Source organism: Hyphococcus sp. D3-15, from assembly GCF_055809375.1.
This window is the reverse complement of sequence record NZ_CM147910.1, coordinates 949,327-968,869: the sequence shown is the minus strand read 5'-3', so window position 1 is coordinate 968,869 and position 19,543 is coordinate 949,327. Positions and strand designations below refer to the sequence as shown.

Below are 19,543 nucleotides of genomic sequence, written 5' to 3'. Positions count from 1 at the left end.
CCATCGTCGCGGAACCGGCTAAACCGCCCTGATGCATTGGATCATCCTCATCATGTTCGTCGCGGCGCTGTTGCAGGGGGCCATCGGCTTCGGCTTTGCGCTGGTCGCCATGCCGCTGCTCGCCTTGATGCTGGATGCGCCTTCGGCGGCTGCGCTGGTGGCGCTGGGCGGCTGCGTCCTCGCCAGCCTGATGCTGTTTCATTACCGCAAGGATGTGCATTTCGGCGAGGCGGCGGGGCTGATCGCGGCGGCGGCGGCGGGCATTCCTGTAGGGATCTACATTCTCGCCCATGCGCCGCGCCAACCCTTGCTGATCGGGCTCGGCCTGATCATCGCGGCGTTCAGCCTCTACTCGCTCATCCGCCCGCCCGCCAAAGAACTGAAAGACCGGCGCTGGCGTTTTCTCGCCGGGTTTCTCGGCGGCATCCTGGGCGGCGCCTATAATATTCCCGGCCCGCCAGTCATTCTTTACGGCGCCATGCGGCGCTGGAGCCCGGCGCGCTTTCTCGGCGTGACGCAGGCGTTCTTCCTGCCGCTCGCGATCATGATCGGCGCCGGCCACGCCATCGCCGGCTTCTGGACGCGCGAAGTTTTAACGCTGTTTGCAGTGAGCCTGCCCGGCCTTGTGGCCGCGAGCTTTATCGGCCGGCGCATCGCCGCGCGCATGTCGCCCGCCACGCTGTCAAAGGCCGTCTACGGATTATGTCTGATCCTGGGGCTGGTGATTGTTGCAACCAATATCAGCAGCTAAGCGCCGGCGCGCACTCGCTAGAACAGCGACGCCGCATGCAAGACCAGCAACACAGACAGCACCGCGCCGGTGATGTAAGTGCCGAGCGCGCCGATGAATTTCAGCGGCGTGCCTTTGTAAACGCTTTCGCCGGTCAAGACGCCCGCCGCATGAATATAGCGCGAGGCGACCGCCGCCAGCATCACCGCCGCAATCCACCAGGGCATCAAGGGCAGCCGCAGGCCAAGCGCGAGAATGAGCAGCGACAGGGTCGGCGCATACTCGATGCAATTGCCATGGGCGCGGATCGCTTTTCTGAGCGGGCTTTTCGGATCGCCCTCCGCCTCATGCTGGGTGTGCATCACCGAGCCGCGCACCCGGCTGACATTAAAGCCGAGCAGAAACACCAAAAGCCCCATCAGGCCGACAGATAAAAGCGCATAGGCCATGGCTAAATCCTTTCGTGATTGCGTCCGCTTTAAGGGCGTTCAGGGGGCTGAGCAAGACTTCGACCGCCCCGGCGGCAGGGCCTTTCAGGGCCGCCAGAACACGCCTTCCGCAACGGGCTCGTCATTCAGCGTCAGGAGATACGCATAAAGCGCGTCGATCTCTTCCGGTGAGAGCTCGGGAAACCGGTCGGGCGCGACAAGCTGCATCAGGCCGAGTTCGCGACCGCTCATGGCGACGCCGGTGGTGATCAGTTTTTCGAACTCATCGCGCGAATAGGCCGCGACGGTGATCAGGTCCGGCGTCACCGCATCCCACAAGGTCGCGCCGCGCAAATCGAGTCCGTGACATTCATTGCACATGGTCATGGCGAGATATTCGCCAAAGGCGCGCTGCGGCTCCGCTTCGGCGTCAACGCGCAAGGGCGGAACCGCCGCCACCCATTCCGCCATGTTTTTCTCTTTGCCCGTCAGGAACGCCCAGCGCGCGCGCCAGCCAAGCTTCGGTTCGGGCAGATCGACCTCCACCACCGGCGCCGATCTGAGGAAAGCAATCAGCGCCGCCAGATCGCCGTCGCTGAGACGTGCAAAATTATAGGAGACCATGGAGGTCAGCGCCTTGCCGTCGGCGCCGATGCCCTGGCGGATCGCGGCCTCTAGCGCCGCGTCGTCATGCGCGCGCGCATAAAGCGCAAGATTCGGCGCCACGGCGCGTTCGGGCCAGTCCCATTGCTCGCCGAAATCCATGCCCTGAAGCTGCTGGCCGTGACAGCCGAAACAGCCGCGCGTGCGCGCAATATGGCGGCCATGTTCAATCGACGCAGCGTCCGTGAGGATCGGCGCGGCGAAGGCCGGCCCGTATGTCACGTCGCGAAATTTCGCCTCGCTTAAGACGTAAACGCCGCCAAAGCCGATCGCGACGAGGCCCGCAGCAGCGCCGGCAAGAATGGCCAGAATGCGCAGCATCAACTCTCTCCTCCGGTCGGGCGCAAAGCATAGGGCGCCCGGGATGATGGGAAAAGCCGCGCTGTCGCGATGCGGCGGCGGGGGTTAATCTCGGCCCATGGCGATCCGCAAACCGCATAGGCGCGCGCGAAACCTGCGCAAGATTATGCCCGAGGCGGAACGGCGCCTGTGGGTGCGCCTGCGCAATCGTCAGCTCGGGAATTATCGCTTCCGCCGACAACATACGATCGGGCCCTATATCGCCGACTTCGCGTGCCTCGAGGCGATGCTCGTCATCGAATGCGACGGCGAACAGCACGGGTTCGACGACGCGCTGGCCCATGACGCAAAGCGAGACGCGTTTATGGCGAGCGAAGGCTGGCAGGTGCTGCGCTTCTGGAACCGCGAGATCTATTACAATATGGATGGCGTCCTGGAGACAATCCTTGAGGCCGCGCGGAACTCGGTTTTGTTCTTGAAGACGGAACCTGACAACGAAGCTGAGTAACCCCCATCCCCCGCTTCGCGGGTACTTCCCCCGTAAACGGGGGAAGAGAAACTTGTACTAACCTTGAAGCAGCGGCGCCCTCCTCCCCGCTGGCGGGGGAGGTGTCACGAAGTGACGGAGGGGGTATTTTGCACGCAAAAACCAACGGGGTTTCCTCCGTCAGCGCCCCAACCACCCCCATCGCCTCGCGATGCTCGGCACTTCCCCCGCATTTCCGCTTGCGCGCCTTCGCGCGCGGGCGGGGGAAGAGGGCGAACGCTTTACTGTTCCGCTCAACCTCAACGCCGCAACGCTTTCTAACATTTCAATTGTAGCGCCCTCCTCCCCCATCCCGATGGGGGAGGTGTCGACCCCGGATTAAACCCGGGGGCGACGGAGGGGGTGTTGAACCGTAGGGCGGGTCTTGACCCGCCAATCAAAAGCTTCCGCGCAGAAAATGGCGGGTTACGCTGCGCTAACCCGCCCTACGCTTGCTGAACCAAGTAGAAGTTACCAGTTTCGTGAAACGGCGATATCATCACGCACCAACGACACCTGATCGACTAGACTCTCCAAGGACTCAGTCAACTCAAGATGATTATTCACTGATGAATAAGGGAGAATGGTGATTCCACGGGTTCTGGAAATCAAACTGCGCGTTTCGGATGCTACGGGTTTAGGAAGCGTCATAAAATGTGGGGCTTCGTCGAATTTAAATCTATGATCTTCGAATAACAGCTTTATGTCAGGGTCCGATAGCCCGCACCCCAGGAACAGGAACGAATGTGTCGCCATGAGTGCTTCTATCATCTGGTAGAATTGAGCATATTCAACACGCACCCTTGCATAGTCCTCAAGAGTAAAAATCATCGACGGCAAATCTTCGGCCGAACCATGCGGCTTCAATACGTATCGATCACTACCGGAAAGAACTTGTCTAACGTCTCCTTCATTATATTTTTTTACGATAAATGTCTGCTGATCCCGCGAATGAACATAGCGCTCATAAATACGATCGAAGTTCATTGAGATTACAATGCGCGGGTCAATATCCAGTATAGCAGCATGTATCCCTGCCGGAATGTAATGGGGCGTAAGAAATGTGTCTCTAACGAGTAGCCGCCAAGCATTTTCCCCTAATTCATCTTTCAAATAAGCACATGCCTCTAGATATTCGAAACGCTTTAACGCGGACTGGATAACTCGTTTAGGTGCATCAAGACGCGTATGGGCATCCGCCAAAAACGCCCCCCACGTTGGGGGGCGTGCGCCATCCGCGGTCGCCGAATTTACAGAAACCCCTGACCCTATAACTAAGACGCATCGCCTCCGCGCAAGATCTCGAATCAGGTTCTCTGGCCATCTGATCATTCGCCACTCAGCAAATCTACATTCTCACAAATTCTCTGAGCAACATTTCCGAATGTTTCCTCCGCCTCCTTGACCCGATTGAAGTGTCCACCGCGCACCCCATCGCGCGACTTGAGCTCAAAGATTGGCTTTCGTGAAGTTTGTGACATTGGCACCAAGCTATAGAGGTTGGAAACACTGCCGAGACTATAATCTACCTCGTTAGCTTCTTGGCTAAATTTTTCAATAAAGTACTTTTTTACATGACCAGGTATTCGCTTCATTATTCGGTCATATGCAGCCACCGCACGTTTTGTGCCTTGCTCAGTCTTCTGAACATATTGCTGGGCCACGTAACCCGCGAACAAAATTTGAAAGCCAGAAATATCAGCCAGATCTTCCAGAGCATCTTGTTCAGCCAGCTGAAGTCCCGATTCCAATTTTTTTCGCCACTCCGTTATAGATATCGATATATTCTCAATCGCACGTAAGCTGAAAATATCGATCGACATTGGGCTTAAAAAGAAATCGCAAGCTAGCAACACAGACCGGTTTATCGAACCAAGAGACGGCCCGACATCGAACAAAACGTAGTCGTAATCTTCGCACCTACTTAAGAAATCCCTAAAAACAAAAGATGTCCGCAGACCACGTATTTGACCTGAAATTGCCGCCTGCCAATCCGTTGACAATAAGTCCTCTTTCAGAGCTAGGCGTGGATCTCCCGGAACCAAATCAACTCCAAAACTTTCAATTTCACGCGGGGAAATTTCATCATTGTATCCTTTTCCAATCGAAAGTGGATGGATCACGCTGTAAATTGTAAAATCGTTTTTGGGCTCGCCATAAAGTTTTTCAATTACTTGATCCGACAACATAATTTGAGACGCATTGCATTGCGGATCCGCATCAACCACAAGCACACTCTTGCCCATATGGAGAGCCATATAGGCGGCAACATTAGTCAATAGAGTTGTCTTCCCAACCCCTCCTTTGTTATTAAAGAACGCAATAGATTTCATTATACTTTGTCCAATTTGATTTATTCACTCTAATTCGTCTTTTTGATTCGGTCTACAACCCCTCATTCGCCTTTTTCACCGCGTCCGCTTCGAGATACAGCTCCGAGCCCATTTCCTTATATTTCGCGGACATGTCTTTCATGCCGGCGCGGGCGTCCTGGGTCGCGCGTTCGAGGTCTTTCTTCTCATTGTCGGAAAGGCCCGCCGCATAGTCGCGCACATCGGCGGTGATTTTCATGGAGCAGAATTTCGGCCCGCACATGGAACAAAAATGCGCGACCTTGTGCGCTTCCTTGGGCAAGGTCTGGTCGTGATAATCGCGCGCGGTTTCAGGGTCCAGCGCCAGATTGAACTGGTCTTCCCAGCGGAAATCAAAACGCGCGCGGGAGACCGCATCGTCGCGCACCTGCGCCGCCGGGTGGCCCTTGGCGAGATCGGCGGCATGCGCCGCGAGCTTGTAAGTGATGACGCCGACTTTCACATCGTCGCGGTCGGGCAGCCCAAGATGCTCCTTCGGCGTCACATAGCAAAGCATCGCCGTGCCGAACCAGCCGATCATCGCCGCGCCAATGCCCGACGTGATGTGGTCGTAGCCCGGCGCGATGTCGGTGGTGAGCGGCCCCAGCGTATAGAACGGCGCCTCGCCGCATTCTTTCAGCTGCTTCGTCATGTTGACGCGGATCTTGTGCATCGGGACGTGGCCCGGCCCCTCGATCATCACCTGGCAGCCATGGTCCCAGGCGATTTTCGTCAGTTCACCGAGGGTTTCAAGCTCGGCGAATTGCGCGCGGTCATTGGCGTCCGCGATGGAGCCCGGACGCAGCCCGTCGCCCAGCGAGAAGGACACGTCATATTTGCGCATGATCTCGCAGATATCTTCGAAATGGGTGTAGAGGAAGCTCTCGCGATGATGGGCGAGGCACCATTTCGCCATGATCGAGCCGCCGCGCGAGACAATCCCCGTGACGCGGTCGGCGGTGAGGTGAATGTAAGGCAGGCGCACGCCCGCATGGATGGTGAAATAGTCGACCCCCTGCTCGGCCTGTTCGATCAGCGTGTCGCGATAGACCTCCCAGGTTAAATCCTCCGCGACGCCGTTCACCTTCTCCAGCGCCTGATAGATCGGCACCGTGCCGATGGGGACCGGCGAGTTGCGGATGATCCATTCGCGGGTGTTGTGGATGTTGCGGCCCGTTGAGAGGTCCATGACATTATCCGCGCCCCAGCGCGTCGCCCAGACCATCTTGTCGACTTCTTCTTCAACAGAAGATGCCACGGCGGAGTTGCCGATATTGGCGTTGATCTTCACGAGGAAATTGCGGCCGATGATCTGCGGCTCGATTTCCGGGTGGTTGATGTTGGACGGGATGATCGCGCGGCCGCGGGCGATTTCCGAGCGCACGAATTCCGGCGTGATGAAGGGCGGGATGTCCGCGCCGAAGCTTTCGCCGAGCGCCACGCGCTCCTCCGCACCATCGAGCATTTCCTTGCGGCCGAGATTTTCGCGGATCGCGACGAATTCCATCTCCTTGGTGATGACGCCCGCTTTGGCGAATTCATATTGCGTGACCGGGCCGGTTCCCGTGCCGCGCAGCGGACGGTTCTTGATCGGGAATTCGCGGGCGAGGTGTTTTCCGCTCGCGCCGCCATTGTCTTCCGGCTTCACCTCGCGGCCTTCATATTCCTCGACATGTCCGCGCTCCTTGATCCACTCGGTGCGCCTGCGGGCGAGGCCCTTTTCAACATCGATGGTCACCGTCGGGTCGGTATAGGGCCCCGACGTGTCATAGACCGGCACGGGCGGCTCGCCCGCGCTCGGATGCAGATCGATCTCGCGCACGGGCACGCGGATATCCTTGTGAAGATCGCCGGCGACATAGGTCTTTCGCGAAGACGGCAGCGACCCCGTGGTCACTTCCGGGGTTTTGAAGTCGGATTGGGGGATGTGTTTGTTCACCGCTGAGCGCTCACTTTCAAATGGCGATCGGGTCTTCTGGCGTTGAAAGAGAAAGCAAAGCGATCCGTCCCTACGCCGGTCTTAACCGATCAGGTTCAAAGGGTGCCCAGGTGAAAAAACCTGATCTCAGCCGGTAACGCCGGCGCCCCTCGGAATGTGCCGCCTGTCTATCATAAAAAGCCGCGCCGCAACAACAGGGATCTAACGCCGCCAGCGCGGCGCAAGACCTTGAGCGCGCTTGCTTTTATTTTAGTACAGTTAGCAATAGTTGCTTGATTACTTTATATATGCTTAGATTTACTCACGCGGGGCGGGGGCCTGAAATGAAAAAACACTTTCAAATCACATTTTTGCTTGTTTTTAGCTTGGCCGCGTCCGGGTGTGCCAACCTCAATTCCATCCACCGGGACAACACTTTGTCTCGCAAAAAAGGCGAGATCGTCTTTACTGACGCCAAACAGCGGGCAGTGATTTCAAACCCGGTCTGGATCCTAAATAACAAGGGCACGCCCGATAAAAGCGACGATCAACTCAAGGCTAATTTGCGATTATGCAGCGAAGCTGCGCCGGATGTATTTTCCGCTTACGCCTTCAGCGCCGCCGCCAAAGCTTCCGCCGATGTCGCAGAAAAGTCAGGACAGGGAGCTTTTTCCCTTTCCTCCGCCGAAACCGCAGCGACAATTGCTCGCACACAAACCATAAACCTTTTCCGCGAACAAATGTACCGCACTTGCGAGCGTTACCTGAACGGCGCCATCGATCCAGACGAACTAGTTGTGCAGGCGGCCCGGGATCAACGCATAATGGTCTCTATTTTGGCTGTTGAACAACTGACGGGCGTCTACACTTCCCCCTCGACAGCGTTACATTCTCAATCCGGCGCCTCCACCGGCGCGCCAACAGCGGAGACAATTAAACTGCTCGCTGAAGCGGAAACAGCATCGACAAAAGCGCAAGACGCGGCAACAAAGGCGCGAGAAGCGGCAACGGCTGCTCAAAAAGACGCAGAGGATAATTTGCCTGCAGGCAAAAATAATTGCGACGAGGTATTGAGCGACGAGAGTCTTGGCTCCGCAGAAAAAGAAAAATGCAACACCGCCAAAGAAAAGGGCGCAGCAGCATCTCAGGCCGAAAAAGTCGCAAAAGAGAAAAAAGACCGCTACGAATCGTTGAAAGACCATGCGGACAGCTTAAGCGGCACGGCGTCGTTCGCGGCGGGTGCCGCCCAATTCGGTTCATCGGCGCATCACCCCGAATGCTGCAACCAACTGTCTAATGTCGCACGAAGCGTAAGCCGCATTGTTGAATCGACCTTTCGATCTCGACGAGGTGCAAATGGCCTGTGTTGTCATGCTGCGCAAGGCCATAAAAAAAGCCACGCCCGACAGTGACTTCAAAGAATTTTGCATACAGGCGCTGGGACGCGCGCTCTCGATTGAAGAAGACTTTGCCGCCGCCGATATAGTGGCGGCCAGGAACGCCGCATATAGTTCACTTGACCGTAGAAGCCTTTCAATTCGTCAAATCTTACAGTGCGCCGGGGCTGCTGGGTTGAATGAAGAAAAAGCGCAAATTGGCAAAATCGCTGACTCTGCAAAATCCATAAGTCCGGAGCATATTACAGACTCAAGGCTCAGGAAGCTGAAGTCTATAAATACAGGAAATCAGCTTGACTTCTACTTGAGAGCACAAGGCATAGATTACGTGGAAGCTATACTGGCAGGCGTAGCGAAAATTTGCCCTGCACCATAGGGAGAAACATACGATGACAGACACTATCCGCATCGACGTTTGTATGGCTGACGACCAAATAGAGTTGAACCGGCTTGTTCTGGCCAGTAAAAATTTCTGGGCGGGAGCGGGCTATTTACTCCTGACCGATTTATCCGGACCGGATTCCATTAATGTTATTGAAGGTAAAGTCGCCGCGAGTGGGATGTATCGGGAAGGGGCGCCGCTATATGACCGGGAAGACATCGATAACGCCATTGTACTGGTTTTCGTAAAACGCTAGTTACCTGCTAGTCCGACGTTGCAGTACAAATATTTGCCTTATGCTTCCAGCCTGAAAGAAACCAAGCGCGGCGTAGTTGGAATTACTCCGCCTTTTCCGTCTGCTCCGGCGTCTCCGCCGCCGCCGCCGCCTTCTCCGCCACGGGGCAATCCCTCTCGGTCATCAGCGCCTGCAGGCGTTCATTGCGGGCGAGGAGCGCCTCCGCCTCGCGTTTTTGCGTGTCCGAGAAATCAAGGAAGAGCGGGCTCGCGATCAAGAGCCCCAGATTATTCGCAAATTTTTCCTTGCTTTCACCGGTCAGCTCTTCCAGGCGCTTGAGATTGTTCTCGAATTCCCCGGACAGATGCGCGCAACTTAATCGGTCGTCGAAATCATTTTCGAGCGAGACCGGATGTGCGACACGCCCGCCGCAAGCACCAAGCGAAAACGCCAGAACAATCCAGACCATGCGCATATGATGCGCCCCCGATAAAATCTCCGCTTGCGTTCGGACCATAGGCGAGAAATAAATGCAAGCCCAATTACTCAGGGGACAGAAAATACGGGAGGGAAACATGAGACATTTTCTTATACTACTGAGCGCCTTGGCAGTGAGCGCTTGCGCATCTGCGTCTAACCCCGGCGCCATGATCGCTGAACTATCAGACGCCACCATTATCGATGATGCGTCCGCCCTGCGGCAGAATGTGTCCGTCGGCGAAGTATCGGGCGGGAAAGAAACAAACCCGCTATGGACATCGGAAGTTTCAAACGAAGATTTCGCCGAAGCGCTGCGCCAGTCATTTTCCGCGCACGCCATGCTGGCGACGGAGACCGGGCGCTACCGTCTGGATGCGACCCTGGAGAAATTGAAGCAGCCTTTTGCGGGCTTCAACATGACCGTGACGTCAACGGTCAATTACACGCTGACTGATCTTGAAAGCGGCGATGTGTTGTTCACCGAAACCATCGAAGAGGCGTATACGGCCGAAATGGGCGACGCATTTATGGGCGTCAAGCGCCTGCAACTCGCCAATGAGGGCTCGATCAAGCAAAATATTTCAAGCCTCATTAAGCTGATGATCGAAACGGTCGATCAGCCAATGGAAAGCGCCGACAGCGTTGAAGAAACGCCGACCTCCGCAGAAGAAGAAGAAGCGTCTTCCTGACGCCGGCTCACGCATTCTCAGCTTTTATCTTAGCCATCAGCGCGGGGTCGTTGATCTCGATCCAGATGGCGTTGGCGGCGGCGATGATCTCGCGATCTTGATCAAGCAGGACGGAGGAGGAAAAATGTTTCCGCCCGTCCTGTTTTTCCGCCCAGGCGGCGGCGATCAGCCGTTGGCCCGGTTTCGGGCGGCGCTTAATGTCAACGGCGAGACGCCCGAGCAATGTCATGCGGCCGCCGACGCGCAACGCATAGGCCGTGGGGCAGTCCAGCGCCGCCCAGAGAAATTCCGGCCGCACCAATCCGTCATCGCCGGCGAGATCATCCGCAGGCGTCCAGAAATCCGCATTCACCGGACTGTCCGGCGCGGGGCCGGAAAAAATCCGCAACCCGTCGCCCGCCTCGCGGCGATTGCCGCAGACAAAGCAATAGGGGATGATGTGATGCCCACCCTCGGCTTTGAGAAAGTCGTCATGGGCCGCAGCGACGCCCGCATCATCCGGTATGACGGGCGGCATCACCGCAACGCTTGCGGGCGCCATTGACGCAATCACTTGTTCGCCTGCAACCGCTTCAAAGCCGCCCGCATCCGCAGGGCGCAAAACAATCGGCGCGCCCAAAGGCGGCGGCGCCTTCAGCGTAACAGACGCCGGCCCGTCGATGATCTGCGCAAACAGCCCCGCCGAATAGCCGCCATTGCCGGAGGTTTTCGGCCCGCAAAATCGCTGGTCGATGACGACCGTTTTCAATGCGCCGGTCATGACTTTCTCCCGCTCATCCCGTCTTCAGTTGAATCTGGGCGCGTCTTCGCGGGTCAGGCGATAAATCAAAATCGCCGCGCGCGCGGTCGCGTCTTTCACTGAGGCGATAAAGAGCTCCTCTTCCGGCGTGTGACCATTGCGGCCCATGGGCCCGAGCCCGTCCATGGAGGCGGGAACATGGGGCGCGACAAAGGAGATATCCGCCGCGCCGCGCTTGGCCGGGTCATTGCCCGCGACAGGCCCGAAGCCGAGATCTTCGCTGATCTTCGACATGACGGCGAGCAGGGCCATATTGCCTTCGGTCGGGCTCATCGCCGGATAGCTGTCTTCAAAAGTGATTTCCGCGCCCGTCTGCGGCAGATGTTCCGCAACAATCGCGCGCATTTTCTCGCGCGCCGCCGCTTTCTGCTCTTCGGAAATGAACCGCAACCCGCCATCGACAATGGCCGTTTGCGCGACCACATTGGTTTTTCCGAAAGCGCGCCCGCGCGTTGCATCCGGATCATAATGCACATCCGTGCCGCCGACGATGACGCCCGGATTAAAGGTGAGAAACTCCTCTTCCGCCAGCGCTTCGTAAATGTCGTTGAGAATGCGCGCCATTTCAAAAATCGCGCCGGCGCCGATCTCCTCTGAAAAAATTCGGCTGGAATGGGCGCGCACGCCGCTTGTGGTCAGCCGCCAGCCAGACGATCCGCGCCGCGAGGTCACCACTTCGCCAATCGCGCCGCCTTCGAAATTCAGCGCCACATCGGCGCGCTTGCCGGCCTCAATCAGATGTTTGCGCGAAACCGAAATGGGCTTGCCGCTCATTTCTTCATCGCCCGTCATGAACACCGTGATCGCCGCATCATCGAGGAGACCAAGATCGTCAAGCGCCCTCAGCGCATAGAGCAAGACCACATCGCCGCCCTTCATATCGACCACGCCGGGGCCGGTCGCGACATCGCCATTGCGCCGCCATTCAAGAAAGTCGCCTTCTTTTTCGAACACCGTATCGAGATGACCGATCAGCAGCAGCTTTGCGCCGGTCTTGCCTTTGCGGACAGCGCGAAAATGCCCGGCGCGATTGACCGCATCCTGATTGATCCAGTCCACGTCAAAACCGATAGCCTCGAAAGGCTCGGTCAGGGCGTGTCCCACTTCGCGGACGCCCTCATGGTTCATGGTCCCGGAGTTGATATTCACAAGCTCTTCGAGAAACGAAAGGGAGTGATCGAAATTCGCATCAACCCGCGCAATGATGGCGGCCTCGCGTTCAGATAAGGGAAGCGCGCCAGTGGCGGCCGCGTCCTGCGCGGCGGCGAATGCTGGTGCGAGGAGAAAACAGGCGGCGATGGCGACTGAGATTTTCACGGGAATGGATGACTCCTGTTACGCCGTTGCAGCATGCCGCTTTCCGCACTGATTGGAAAGTCCGCCGCTAGTCGAGCGGCGCAACCACCCCGACAATCGGCCCCATCGCCGCGCCCGGGTCATTGCGCGCAAGCTCCGGCGCATAGAGCCGCGATATGGTTCCATCCAGATAAAGGGCGTTAGGGGTGTTGAGCATGTCGCGGAAAAATATCGCAAAGTCGTAAAACCGAACCGGCGTGTCGGCGAGAACGAAGATCACTTCACCTTCGGCCGTCACGCCGACGCCATTGCGACGTTTCAACGAATCGGAATCGGGCAGGAAGCGCGGATGGATTTTTCCGTCAATGACCAGCATGGGGCCGGATTGCGTGGCGAAGCGGATTTCCTGATCGGCGGCGTTGAAAATCGCGCTTGCCTGAACGCGCGCCGCGCCCGCATCATCAATCAAAAACACGCCATTTGGTTTCAGGTGAAAATTGCCGGGGCCGTTTTTGGTGCTGAGCTTTTTGCGCTCCGTCCCTTCTTCAACAAAGAGCCCCACCGGCTTACGGCTTTTGTGATACATCCCGGCATTCATGGCGAAGACAAGTTGCTCGCCCTGCGCCGCCAGCGCTTCATTGACGAGATTGAAATGGCTGAATGGCGCGCCATCCGCGTCATTGAGAAAGAGCCGGATGTCCGCGGCGGCGGGATCGAAGCGGCAAACGATATAGTCGATTTGTTGATGTGACGCCGAAGCACAGCCGGAAGCCTGCGCCGCCATGACCGGCGTCATGGCAATCGTCGCCATAGCAATCGCCGCCATCGCCATCGCAATGGCGCCCAGCGCTGATGTCAGCCGCATCGCTTGCCTGCGCGAAACCTCTCTGATGGTGGCCGCGCGGTTCAATCGGGTCTTTTTAAACAAAACGCCACGAAACAAGGCGGTCTCCTCATCGCCGCTTAAGCATTGGGACATCCCAGCGATGAGGAAATCGACGTCAGGCGTTAAAACCTCAGGGGTAAACCTTTAGCTCGCAAGCCTGTCGCAGTCCCGTTCCTTCGCCGGAATGACCCGGATCAGGTTCAAAGGGTTCATCTCAGTCCCATTGCCCTTGCTCCCTGGCGCGCATTGCTCCTCGCAACGATCTGTGATGTTGATTTCCCAGCGCGTTGAAAGAGGTGCGCGTCGCACAAGCCGTCGTCAATTGGCGACAGGCGGGACGCCCCTCGGAACTCTTATATGCTGCGCCCAAAACCGAAAAAACGCAAGTAAAATCGGCGTAAGACGGCGTCTTTGCGCGCGCGATAAAGCCGGCCGCGAAACTGTCTGCAAGTCTAACAATCAGTATAAGGATTGAATCATTCGGCCGGCGCCGGCGTGCGCGCGGCGAGCGCCAGGGCCTGAGCCAGCGCGGCCCGCATGGCGCCCTTTGAATGATCAATCGTCAGCGTATCGATGATCTCGCCCGTGTCTTTATCGACCAGCAAAGTGAAACCGGTCGCGCTTTTAAAACGCGGATAGATTTTGCCCAACCCTTCGGCGTTGGCTTTCTCCTCGATCTCGCCGCGCTGCCCGAAGGTGAAATCAAGCTCAACGAATTTCACCGGCTTGTCAGCGAAATCGGGGATCACTTCCGCAAGGCGTGGCTCGAGAATCTTGCATGCGGAACACCAGGCCGACGCGAAAGTGACGGCGACCACTTCCGGTTCGCCCTCCAGCGCATACTCGGCGCCGGTTGCGCTCGTCCGGCCTGAAAGAGCGAAAACGAGCACGCCCATAATCAAAACGGCTGGGAAGATGAAATTTTTGACCTGTTTCATGACGACGCCTTTCATCGCCACCATAGGCTGCGACGCTCCGGCGCGCCAGACTCGCCCAGGTCACGAGACCGGGAGCTTGCGCCGCCGCGCCCGCCGCGAAAGGATGGGCGCGCAACATATGACGGGAACCGGAATTCATGATTGCACGCCGCCAATTTTTGACCGCCGCCGCCGCTGCGCCTTCGCTGGCGGCCTTTCCCGCCCGCGCCGCCGATGATCATGCAAGACCGTTCGACGCGCCCTATGCGCCGGTGCTGTCGCAACCCTCGCGCGAGATCCGCACAGTGGTGGGCCTCAGGCCTTATCGCAAAAGCGGCTTCCGGATCGAGCATGAACGCTTCGGGCGCCGCGATGTCATTCACAATTACGGTCATGGCGGTTGCGGCGTAACGCTCTCCTGGGGCTGCGCCCAGCTATCGGTGGAGCTCGCCGAAGCGATCGATGAAAAACGCGCCGCGGTGATCGGCGCCGGGGTCAATGGATTGACGACCGCGCTTTTGCTCCTGCGGCGCGGCTATCAGGTTTCCGTCTACGGCGCCGCGCTGCCGCCGCACACCACCTCCAACATTGCCGGCGCCTATTGGCATCCGACGACGCTGTTTTCCGGCATGAGCGCGGTTTCGGATCAGTTTATCGGGCAGTTCAAACGCGCCGCGCGCATCGCCCAGCGCGCGTTCCAGCATCTCGCCAATGATCCCGCCTATGGCGTTTATTACATGCGCTATATGTCCCTGAGCGAGGCGCCGCCCGACAGGGCGCGCACGCCTTACATTGAGGGCGACGACCTTTATGCCGGCATAACGACGGAGGAAAATCCCGAACGATATTTCGGCTTCGGCTATGTGGAGCACCACCACGCGATCATGATCGATCCGGACATCTATCTGCGCAAGCTGATGAGCGATGTGGAGAATGCCGGCGGGCGCATCATGCAGAAAAGCTTCGCCACGACCGACGACGTTTTCGACCTGAAGGAAAAGCTGATCTTCAATTGCACCGGGCTTGGCGCGCGGGCGCTGTTCGGCGACGAAACACTCGGCCCCGCACGCGGACAACTGACCATGCTCTTGCCGCAGCCGGAAGTCGATTACGGCTATGTCACCGGCACGCCGGAGGGGTATCTCTATATGTTCCCGCGCAGAGGCGCGATCCTGCTCGGCGGCACGGTGGAGCATGGCGATTGGTCGCTGGCGCCAAGCGAGGAAGAGCGCATCCGCATGCTGACGGGCCACGCGCATATGGCGCAACGGATTGCGGCGGGGCAGTCATCGAAGCAGGGCTAAACGTCAGCCCTGAAACGGATCGCGCATCAAGATGACGTCGTCGCGTTCGGGACTTGTTGAGACAAGCGCCACCGGCGTTTCGATCAGCTCTTCAATGCGGCGGACATATTTCACCGCTTCGGCCGGAAGCTCGGCCCAGCTACGCGCCTTTTCCGTCGAGCCCGACCAGCCTTTCATGCTTTCATAGACCGGCTCGGCGACGGCCTGCAGATGCGCGCCGGCGGGCAGATAATCATAGCTATTGCCGTTGATCTTGTAGCCGATGCAGACTTTCAGCTCATCGAAACCGTCCAGCACATCGAGCTTAGTGAGCGCAATGCCGTCGACGCCGGAAACTTTCAGCGATTGACGCACCAGGCACGCATCGAACCAGCCGCAGCGGCGCTGGCGCCCCGTGACCGTACCGAATTCGTGACCGCGTTCGCCAAGGCGCTTGCCGTCATCATCCTTGAGCTCCGTCGGGAACGGCCCTTCGCCAACCCGCGTCGTATAGGCTTTGACGATGCCGAGCACGTAATTCACTGCGCGCGGCCCAAGGCCCGACCCCGTCGCCGCCTGACCCGACACCGTGTTGGAAGACGTGACGTAAGGATAAGTGCCGTGATCCACATCGAGCAGCACGCCCTGCGCGCCTTCAAACAGGATGCGCTTGCCGTCCTTGCGCGCCTGATCAAGCTCGCGCCAGACAGCGCGCGAATAAGGCGTCACTTTCGGTGCAATCTCGCTGAGCTGATTGAACAGCGCATCGGCGTCCACATCCTCGACGCCGAAGCCGCGGCGCAAAGCGTTGTGATGGACCAGAAGATTTTCGATCTTCGCCTTGAGGCTCGAAAGATCGGCGAGATCGACAATGCGCAAGCCGCGCCGGCCCGCCTTGTCTTCATAGGCGGGACCGATGCCGCGTTTTGTCGTGCCGATTTTGACGCCGGCCGCCGCGCCTTCGCGCAACGCATCAAGCTCTTGATGCACAGGAAGGATCAGCGTCGCGTTCTCCGCGATCATCAGGGTTTCGGGATTGACCTCAACGCCCTGCGCGGCGACGCGGTCGATTTCCGCGAGCAGCGCAAACGGATCGACAACGACGCCGGAGCCGATGACGCCGACGCAGCCCTTGCGGACGACGCCGGAAGGAAGCAGCGAAAGCTTGTAGACCGCGCCGTCAATGACCAGCGTATGGCCGGCATTATGGCCGCCCTGAAAGCGGACCACCACATCGGCGCGCGCCGACAGCCAGTCCACAATTTTGCCCTTGCCTTCGTCGCCCCATTGAGCGCCGACGACCGCAACATCAGCCATTTATGCCTCCAAATTCGGGTAATTGCGGGGGCACCATAGGGCCTTTCAGGGCGCGGTCAACGTCCTCCAAAGAGGTTAGAACGACAACGCCATCGCCTGGGTCACATGCGGCAGGGCCCGGACCTTTTCGAGCACTTCATCGGTGATCGGATCGTCAACGGCGACCAGCGCAATCGCGCCCTCGCCCGCCGCCGCACGGCCCAGATTGAAGGTGGCGATATTGGTGCCCGCCTCGCCAAGGGTCTTGCCGAGCGCACCGATATAGCCCGGCTTGTCCTCATTGGTGGTGTAGAGCATGTGCGGCGCGAAAGACGCCTCCATGTCGACGCCCTTGATCTCGATGATGCGCGGAACGCCGCCGAAGATCGTGCCGGAAACCGTGCGCGTCTGTTTTTCGGTGGTGATCTTCAACCGGATGATGCTGTCATAGGCGTCCGCATCATCGCGCGTGGTCTCCGCGATGGAAACGCCGCGCTCGCGGGCGATCACCGGCGCATTGACGATGTTCACTTCCGACAGCATCGGCTTCAGGACGCCGGCGACGGCGGAGGCCGTCAGCGGTTTCAAATTCAGCGCCGCCACATCGCCTTCAAATGTGACTTCGATTTTTTTCAAGCCGGTTTGGGTGAGCTGACCGGCGAACAGGCCGAGCTTTTCAGCAAGCGCAATATAAGGCTTCAGGCGCGGCGCTTCTTCCGCCGTCACCGAAGGCGAGTTGAGCGCATTGGTGACCGCGCCGCGCATCAGGTAATCCGCCATTTGTTCGGCGACCTGGATCGCGACATTTTCCTGCGCTTCAGATGTCGAGGCGCCGAGATGCGGCGTCGCCACCACTTTCGGATTGCCGAACAGCGGATGCTCCGTCGCCGGCTCAGTCGCATAAACGTCAAGCGCGGCGCCGGCGAGTTGCCCCTCATCGAGGAGGTCTTTCAGGGCCTCTTCATCAACCAGCCCGCCGCGCGCGCAATTGACGATGAAGGCGCCTTTTTTCAGCTTGGCGAGATTTTCGCGGCTCAAAATATTGCGCGTCTGATCGGTCAGCGGCGTGTGCAGCGTGACGATGTCGGCGCGCGACAGCAGCCCGTCGAGATCGACTTTTTCGACGCCGAGTTCAATCGCGCGTTCTTCCGTCAGGAACGGATCGAAGGCGGCGACGCGCATTTTCAGGCCGATCGCACGGTCGGCGACGATCGAACCGATATTGCCGCAACCGATGACGCCAAGCGTCTTGCCGAACACTTCCGTTCCCATGAAGGCGGATTTTTCCCACTTGCCTTGATGCGTGGAGCCGTTGGCCTGGGGGATCGAGCGAACCAGCGAAAACATCATCGCGATTGCATGCTCCGCCGTCGTGATGGCGTTGCCGTAAGGCGTGTTCATGACGACGATGCCCGCAGCGGTCGCAGCCGGAATGTCGATATTGTCAACGCCGATGCCGGCGCGGCCGATGACTTTCAAGTTTTTTCCGGCGGCGATGATCGCCGAGGTCGCCTTGGTGGCGGACCGCACGGCGAGACCGTCATATTGATCAATGATGGACAGGAGCTTTTCCTTGTCCTTGCCGAGCTTCGGCATGTAGTCGACGTCAACGCCGCGTTCTTTGAAAATATTGACGGCGGTTTCGCTCAACGCGTCTGAAACGAGAACTTTAGGCATGGGGATTCCCCGATCTGAATTTGAAAGAAAACTTTAAAGGGCGGATTTGGCTTGCGCGAAGGCCCAGTCGAGCCACGGACCGAGCGCTTTCACGTCGGCGGCATCAACGGTGGCGCCGCACCAGATGCGAAGGCCCGGCGGCGCGTCGCGATAGCCGCCAATGTCGAAGGCCGCGCCTTCTTTTTCCAGCGCTTTTTCCATGGCTTTCACGAAAGCGCGCTGGGCGTCGTCATCAAGCTTGGCGATGTCCGGATCGACGATCTTCAAACACACTGATGTGTTGGAACGGATCGCAGGATCGGCGCAGAGAAAATCAACCCAGGGCGCGCTTTCGACAAAATCGCCAAGCGCGGCGGCGTTGGCGTCAGCGCGCGCATGCAGCGCTTCAAGTCCGCCAAGGCTTTCCGCCCATTTCAGCGCATCGAGATAATCTTCAACACAAAGCATCGAAGGCGTATTGATGGTCGCGCCTTCGAAAATGCTTTCATTGAGCTTGCCGCCTTTGGTCATGCGGAACAGTTTCGGCAGCGGCCATGCGGGCGTGTAGCTTTCAAGGCGTTCAACCGCGCGCGGCGAAAGAATAAGCACGCCATGGGCGCCTTCGCCGCCGAGCACTTTCTGCCAGCTATAGGTGACCACATCGAGCTTCGCCCAATCGAGCGGCTGCGCGAAAATCGCCGAGGTCGCATCGCAAATCACAACGCCTTCGCGCTTGTCGCTGATCCAGTCGGCATTGGCGACGCGCACGCCGGAGGTCGTGCCGTTCCAGGTGAAGACAACGTCATGGGTCGGATCGACCGCAGCAAGATCGGCGATCTCGCCATAACCGGCTTTCAGCACCCGCGCATCGAGCTTTAATTGCTTGACCACATCGGTGATCCAGCCCTCGCCGAAGCTTTCCCAGGCGAGCATGTCGACCGGACGCGCGCCCAGCATCGACCACATGGCCATTTCAACGGCGCCGGTGTCGGACGCCGGCACAATGCCGATGCGATAATCGTCAGGAACGCCCAATAGCGCGCGCGTGCGGTCAATGGCGTCAGCAAGACGAGCCTTGCCGAGCTTGGACCGGTGAGAGCGGCCGAGCGTGTCGAGATTGAAATTTTCAGGTGACCATCCGGGGCGCTTCGCGCAGGGGCCGGACGAAAAATGTGGGCGCGCAGGACGCACCGCTGGCGTAGTTTCTGGCATGTTTTACTCCATCCTTCCAGATGGCTCGCGCCCCGTTGGGGAGGCGTGGCCCGCGCCCGCCATGACACGGAAACAACCCCGGCGTCAAATAATAAAATT

At 58.4% G+C, this 19,543-nt stretch carries 20 protein-coding genes and 1 riboswitch; of the genes, 7 read left to right on the top strand and 13 right to left on the bottom strand.

The window, feature by feature from the left end; all coding sequences use genetic code 11:
• Positions 1-31 precede the first annotated feature (31 nt).
• Positions 32-751 (top strand): sulfite exporter TauE/SafE family protein, encoded by a 720-nt coding sequence (locus tag AC0L8G_RS04990; protein ID WP_473387328.1) that lies wholly within the window; start codon positions 32-34, stop codon positions 749-751.
• Positions 752-768: 17 nt separating this feature from the next.
• On the opposite strand, the gene AC0L8G_RS04985 is transcribed toward AC0L8G_RS04990, so the two are convergent.
• Entirely contained in the window at positions 769-1,179 is a 411-nt protein-coding gene (locus AC0L8G_RS04985; protein WP_473387326.1) for an MAPEG family protein, read from the bottom strand.
• An 84-nt stretch (positions 1,180-1,263) separates the two neighbouring features.
• Complete coding sequence (locus AC0L8G_RS04980) at positions 1,264-2,142, bottom strand: c-type cytochrome (protein WP_473387324.1); 879 nt, start codon at positions 2,140-2,142, stop codon at positions 1,264-1,266.
• A gap of 97 nt (positions 2,143-2,239) precedes the next feature.
• Here AC0L8G_RS04980 and AC0L8G_RS04975 point away from each other — a divergent pair, with 97 nt between their 5' ends.
• Positions 2,240-2,629, top strand: coding sequence for an endonuclease domain-containing protein (locus AC0L8G_RS04975; RefSeq protein WP_473387322.1), 390 nt, complete (start codon positions 2,240-2,242; stop codon positions 2,627-2,629).
• A 489-nt stretch (positions 2,630-3,118) separates the two neighbouring features.
• On the opposite strand, the gene AC0L8G_RS04970 is transcribed toward AC0L8G_RS04975, so the two are convergent.
• From AC0L8G_RS04970 to thiC, 3 genes are all read right to left on the bottom strand, one after another.
• Positions 3,119-3,850 carry an SIR2 family NAD-dependent protein deacylase gene (locus AC0L8G_RS04970; RefSeq protein ID WP_473387320.1) on the bottom strand — a complete coding sequence of 244 codons (732 nt, stop codon included), beginning with the start codon at positions 3,848-3,850 and terminating at the stop codon, positions 3,119-3,121.
• 125 nt (positions 3,851-3,975) lie between these two features.
• A complete protein-coding gene (locus AC0L8G_RS04965; protein WP_473387318.1) occupies positions 3,976-4,980 on the bottom strand; it encodes a ParA family protein in 1,005 nt (334 codons plus the stop codon).
• A 52-nt stretch (positions 4,981-5,032) separates the two neighbouring features.
• Positions 5,033-6,937 (bottom strand): phosphomethylpyrimidine synthase ThiC, encoded by a 1,905-nt coding sequence (gene thiC, locus AC0L8G_RS04960; protein WP_473387316.1) that lies wholly within the window; start codon positions 6,935-6,937, stop codon positions 5,033-5,035.
• 50 nt (positions 6,938-6,987) lie between these two features.
• Positions 6,988-7,097, bottom strand: a riboswitch (TPP riboswitch).
• Between the two features lie 163 nt (positions 7,098-7,260).
• Here thiC and AC0L8G_RS04955 point away from each other — a divergent pair.
• The 3 genes from AC0L8G_RS04955 to AC0L8G_RS04945 are packed head-to-tail and all read left to right on the top strand — an operon-like array spanning position 7,261 to position 8,951.
• Entirely contained in the window at positions 7,261-8,328 is a 1,068-nt protein-coding gene (locus AC0L8G_RS04955; RefSeq protein ID WP_473387315.1) for a hypothetical protein, read from the top strand.
• Positions 8,288-8,689, top strand: coding sequence for a hypothetical protein (locus AC0L8G_RS04950; RefSeq protein ID WP_473387314.1), 402 nt, complete (start codon positions 8,288-8,290; stop codon positions 8,687-8,689). The genes AC0L8G_RS04955 and AC0L8G_RS04950 overlap by 41 nt, the downstream gene beginning before the upstream one ends.
• A gap of 13 nt (positions 8,690-8,702) precedes the next feature.
• Complete coding sequence (locus tag AC0L8G_RS04945) at positions 8,703-8,951, top strand: hypothetical protein (protein ID WP_473387312.1); 249 nt, start codon at positions 8,703-8,705, stop codon at positions 8,949-8,951.
• Positions 8,952-9,033: 82 nt separating this feature from the next.
• Here AC0L8G_RS04945 and AC0L8G_RS04940 read toward each other — a convergent pair whose 3' ends face one another.
• Complete coding sequence (locus tag AC0L8G_RS04940; protein WP_473387311.1) at positions 9,034-9,399, bottom strand: hypothetical protein; 366 nt, start codon at positions 9,397-9,399, stop codon at positions 9,034-9,036.
• 178 nt (positions 9,400-9,577) lie between these two features.
• Here AC0L8G_RS04940 and AC0L8G_RS04935 point away from each other — a divergent pair, with 178 nt between their 5' ends.
• Positions 9,578-10,099, top strand: coding sequence for a hypothetical protein (locus AC0L8G_RS04935; RefSeq protein ID WP_473387309.1), 522 nt, complete (start codon positions 9,578-9,580; stop codon positions 10,097-10,099).
• A gap of 7 nt (positions 10,100-10,106) precedes the next feature.
• Here the strand turns inward: AC0L8G_RS04935 and AC0L8G_RS04930 are convergent, their stop codons facing one another.
• The 4 genes from AC0L8G_RS04930 to AC0L8G_RS04915 form a co-directional block, all read right to left on the bottom strand.
• Positions 10,107-10,859, bottom strand: coding sequence for a hypothetical protein (locus tag AC0L8G_RS04930; protein WP_473387307.1), 753 nt, complete (start codon positions 10,857-10,859; stop codon positions 10,107-10,109).
• A gap of 24 nt (positions 10,860-10,883) precedes the next feature.
• Complete coding sequence (locus AC0L8G_RS04925) at positions 10,884-12,215, bottom strand: M20/M25/M40 family metallo-hydrolase (RefSeq protein WP_473387305.1); 1,332 nt, start codon at positions 12,213-12,215, stop codon at positions 10,884-10,886.
• 67 nt (positions 12,216-12,282) lie between these two features.
• Positions 12,283-13,059 carry a phosphodiester glycosidase family protein gene (locus AC0L8G_RS04920; protein WP_473387302.1) on the bottom strand — a complete coding sequence of 259 codons (777 nt, stop codon included), beginning with the start codon at positions 13,057-13,059 and terminating at the stop codon, positions 12,283-12,285.
• A gap of 497 nt (positions 13,060-13,556) precedes the next feature.
• Positions 13,557-14,018 (bottom strand): thioredoxin domain-containing protein, encoded by a 462-nt coding sequence (locus AC0L8G_RS04915; RefSeq protein ID WP_473387299.1) that lies wholly within the window; start codon positions 14,016-14,018, stop codon positions 13,557-13,559.
• A 137-nt stretch (positions 14,019-14,155) separates the two neighbouring features.
• Here AC0L8G_RS04915 and AC0L8G_RS04910 point away from each other — a divergent pair, with 137 nt between their 5' ends.
• Complete coding sequence (locus AC0L8G_RS04910; RefSeq protein WP_473387297.1) at positions 14,156-15,301, top strand: FAD-dependent oxidoreductase; 1,146 nt, start codon at positions 14,156-14,158, stop codon at positions 15,299-15,301.
• A 3-nt stretch (positions 15,302-15,304) separates the two neighbouring features.
• Here the strand turns inward: AC0L8G_RS04910 and AC0L8G_RS04905 are convergent, their stop codons facing one another.
• The 3 genes from AC0L8G_RS04905 to AC0L8G_RS04895 all read right to left on the bottom strand — a co-directional run bounded on the left by AC0L8G_RS04905 (position 15,305) and on the right by AC0L8G_RS04895 (position 19,444).
• A complete protein-coding gene (locus AC0L8G_RS04905) occupies positions 15,305-16,597 on the bottom strand; it encodes an adenylosuccinate synthase (RefSeq protein ID WP_473387294.1) in 1,293 nt (430 codons plus the stop codon).
• Between the two features lie 75 nt (positions 16,598-16,672).
• Positions 16,673-18,259, bottom strand: coding sequence for a phosphoglycerate dehydrogenase (gene serA, locus AC0L8G_RS04900; protein ID WP_473388799.1), 1,587 nt, complete (start codon positions 18,257-18,259; stop codon positions 16,673-16,675).
• 27 nt (positions 18,260-18,286) lie between these two features.
• Positions 18,287-19,444, bottom strand: coding sequence for a phosphoserine transaminase (locus AC0L8G_RS04895; protein WP_473387292.1), 1,158 nt, complete (start codon positions 19,442-19,444; stop codon positions 18,287-18,289).
• Between the last annotated feature and the right edge of the window lie 99 nt (positions 19,445-19,543).

What these genes read in the sequence shown, in the direction of transcription:
- AC0L8G_RS04990 (WP_473387328.1), top strand. Translation starts at nt 32, where the DNA reads ATGCATTGGATCATCCTCATCATGTTCGTCGCGGCGCTGTTGCAGGGG.
- AC0L8G_RS04985 (WP_473387326.1), bottom strand. Translation starts at nt 1,179, where the DNA reads ATGGCCTATGCGCTTTTATCTGTCGGCCTGATGGGGCTTTTGGTGTTT.
- AC0L8G_RS04980 (WP_473387324.1), bottom strand. Translation starts at nt 2,142, where the DNA reads ATGCTGCGCATTCTGGCCATTCTTGCCGGCGCTGCTGCGGGCCTCGTC.
- AC0L8G_RS04975 (WP_473387322.1), top strand. Translation starts at nt 2,240, where the DNA reads ATGGCGATCCGCAAACCGCATAGGCGCGCGCGAAACCTGCGCAAGATT.
- AC0L8G_RS04965 (WP_473387318.1), bottom strand. Translation starts at nt 4,980, where the DNA reads ATGAAATCTATTGCGTTCTTTAATAACAAAGGAGGGGTTGGGAAGACA.
- AC0L8G_RS04955 (WP_473387315.1), top strand. Translation starts at nt 7,261, where the DNA reads ATGAAAAAACACTTTCAAATCACATTTTTGCTTGTTTTTAGCTTGGCC.
- AC0L8G_RS04950 (WP_473387314.1), top strand. Translation starts at nt 8,288, where the DNA reads ATGCTGCGCAAGGCCATAAAAAAAGCCACGCCCGACAGTGACTTCAAA.
- AC0L8G_RS04945 (WP_473387312.1), top strand. Translation starts at nt 8,703, where the DNA reads ATGACAGACACTATCCGCATCGACGTTTGTATGGCTGACGACCAAATA.
- AC0L8G_RS04940 (WP_473387311.1), bottom strand. Translation starts at nt 9,399, where the DNA reads ATGGTCTGGATTGTTCTGGCGTTTTCGCTTGGTGCTTGCGGCGGGCGT.
- AC0L8G_RS04935 (WP_473387309.1), top strand. Translation starts at nt 9,578, where the DNA reads ATGATCGCTGAACTATCAGACGCCACCATTATCGATGATGCGTCCGCC.
- AC0L8G_RS04930 (WP_473387307.1), bottom strand. Translation starts at nt 10,859, where the DNA reads ATGACCGGCGCATTGAAAACGGTCGTCATCGACCAGCGATTTTGCGGG.
- AC0L8G_RS04920 (WP_473387302.1), bottom strand. Translation starts at nt 13,059, where the DNA reads ATGCGGCTGACATCAGCGCTGGGCGCCATTGCGATGGCGATGGCGGCG.
- AC0L8G_RS04915 (WP_473387299.1), bottom strand. Translation starts at nt 14,018, where the DNA reads ATGAAACAGGTCAAAAATTTCATCTTCCCAGCCGTTTTGATTATGGGC.
- AC0L8G_RS04910 (WP_473387297.1), top strand. Translation starts at nt 14,156, where the DNA reads ATGATTGCACGCCGCCAATTTTTGACCGCCGCCGCCGCTGCGCCTTCG.
- AC0L8G_RS04905 (WP_473387294.1), bottom strand. Translation starts at nt 16,597, where the DNA reads ATGGCTGATGTTGCGGTCGTCGGCGCTCAATGGGGCGACGAAGGCAAG.
- AC0L8G_RS04895 (WP_473387292.1), bottom strand. Translation starts at nt 19,444, where the DNA reads ATGCCAGAAACTACGCCAGCGGTGCGTCCTGCGCGCCCACATTTTTCG.